This window comes from Candidatus Neomarinimicrobiota bacterium, from assembly GCA_034716895.1.
GTDB lineage: Bacteria > Fidelibacterota > UBA8477 > UBA8477 > JABMPR01 > JABMPR01.
On the sequence record JAYEKW010000231.1, the window covers coordinates 1 to 1,671 of the forward strand.

The 1,671-nt window shown below is 41.2% G+C and carries 1 protein-coding gene; it reads left to right on the top strand.

Annotation, left to right across the window (positions count from 1 at the left end):
• The coding region (locus U9Q77_12940) for a phage/plasmid primase, P4 family (protein ID MEA3288263.1) at window positions 1-1,671 on the top strand (1,671 nt) is incomplete at both ends.

The window sequence follows — 1,671 nt, forward strand, 5'->3', positions numbered from 1 at the left end:
AGGAAGTAAAGGATATCATGTAGCAATTCCCATCTCAATGTTTGGAGAAGTTAAACCATCGGTAGATTTACCAAAGTATTTCAAAACAATTGTTACCAGCGAGTGGAGCGATTGGGACTTTGATATTAAGATCTATGACAAAAATCGTCTCTGGCGATGCGAGAATACAATCAATTCCAAGTCTACGCTTTATAAAATCCGGATTCCAGATATTCTATCTTTAAGTACCGATGAAATCCTTGAGTTGGCAAAATCACCAGGTCCTGAGACTGATTATTCAGAGATGGCGGATTATATGCCAGTTTCAGAGTTGGAACAGTCCTATACTGTAGCCGTTCAAGCTATCAATGTACCGAATAAGAGAACGTCAGTATCTTCAAGACCTGACTGGAGAACACTACTAGCGCAACCGGTACAAAAGGGAAATCGGAACAATACTGCGTTTGATATTGCGCGAAGTATGAAATATGACAAACGTGATGATACTAACGTTTATGATACATTGGTTCAGTGGAATAATAAGAATAATGATCCACTTGGCTTGGATGAATTAGACAGTATAGTAAATTCAGCTTTTAAGGATGCTGAGTTAGTCCCGTTAGGTGATACAGATGTAGAAGACCCAACGCATCCAACAACAGATGCTGGGAATGCAGAGCAGTTTGCCGAGCTTTATGCAAATAAAATCAGGTTCAACCATACTAAGAAGAAATGGTTTATCTACGGTGGTCATTTCTGGAAGAAAGATACGAAGGAAGAAGTATTTCAGTTGAGTAAGAAAGCTGCTCGCATCCGTCAGCGTCTTGCGGTAGAACTCCCTACCCCGGAACAGAGAAAAAAGGAATTCAATTGGGGTATCTCATCTGAGAGCGCTACCCGAATCAGGAATACTTTAGCTCTGGCCAAGTCAATGCCCCAAATAACAACTGAGAACAAAGATTGGGGGCAGAACAAGATGTTGCTACAATTTGATAATGGTACTTTGGATTTAAGTACCCAAGATTTCCGGGATGGTCGTCCTGAAGATATGATCTATCAGTCAGTCGGTTACGATTATAATTCATTTGCTAAATGTCCCGTCTGGGAAAAGGCTATCAGTGAGATATTTGGTTCTAGTGATGAAATGGTTAGCTTTTTTCAACGAACACTTGGATATTCATTAACGGGTGATACCAGAGAGCACTGTCTATTCATACTTAACGGCAATGGTAGCAACGGTAAGTCAGTAGTACTTGAAACAATCAAAAAGGTGTTGGGTATGTATGCAGAGAACAGCTCGTTTTCTGCATTTGAAGCTACAAATAGCTCCCAATCCAACGATATAGCCAGGTTACGCCACGCCAGATTAGTTACCGCAAGTGAGTCCGGTCAGAGCAAGCGTTTGAATGAAGAACGTATCAAATCCATCACAGGTGGAGATGAAGTAACTGCTCGGAAATTATACGAGGAATTCGAAACATGGACACCTCAATTCAAAATCTGGTTTGCAGTTAATACCTTACCCGAGATTAAGGGAACAGACGATGGGATATGGCGCAGAATCAAGGTTATTCCATTCAATGTAAGCTTTAAAGGTCGTGAAGATAAAGACCTGACACAGAAGCTAGCTGATGAAATACCAGGTATATTGAACTGGGCTGTTGATGGCCTGAAGGCTTGGTTAGGTGCAGG